General features: G+C 61.4%; 1 protein-coding gene. It reads right to left on the bottom strand.

The window, feature by feature from the left end:
• Positions 1–46 precede the first annotated feature (46 nt).
• The coding region (locus tag ACXJ7R_RS35470; RefSeq protein ID WP_457155853.1) for an alpha/beta hydrolase at positions 47–678 on the bottom strand (632 nt) is incomplete at its 5' end.

Below are 678 nucleotides of genomic sequence, written 5' to 3' on the forward strand. Positions count from 1 at the left end.
CATATCTAGTTGCCTGCCGGGCATGGCCGGCATGGTTGACCGGGGTTTAGGCTGCCGCGAGGTGGGCCAGCAGTGACGCGGCATCGGTGCCGGCCAAGCCAAGGTCGCGGACGCTGCTCATGTGGTTGGCCGCTGCAAGGATCGTGCGCGAGACATCCAGTCCTTGTTGCTCCAGGTGGTCCGCATAGATTGCGGCCTGGTTGTGGAAGGGGGGCGTTTCGTGGGCTCCGACCGAGATTTCGACAGCCACTGTCGGATCACAGGTTTTGCTGATTGGCGAGAACAGGCGGACCTCTTCGTCTGTGATCGCAATCTCGCTGGCAAGGAATGAGGTCTGCAATGGTTTCAGGTCGTAGAGGCCGCCAAGCAGCAGTGCGGCTCTAATGCCGGATGGCCGGCTATCGTCGTCAAAGAGCATTGTTGCCAGATGCGCTCCGGCTGAATGACCGCTAACGGTCAGCCGGCCGGGATCGCCCCCATAGTCCGCGATGTGGTCGGCTACCCACTGTCTGGCGCGGCGTACCTGGTCCACGATCGCCGCCATTCTAACGGCGGGCATCAGGGCGTAGTCGACAATGACCGCGATCGCACCTGCAGAGGTAACGGTCTCGGCGACATAGGAATAGTCGCGTTTGGAGAACATCCTCCAGTAGCCACCGTGGATGAACATGTGCACCG

Source organism: Mesorhizobium sp. P5_C1 (genome assembly GCF_054049815.1).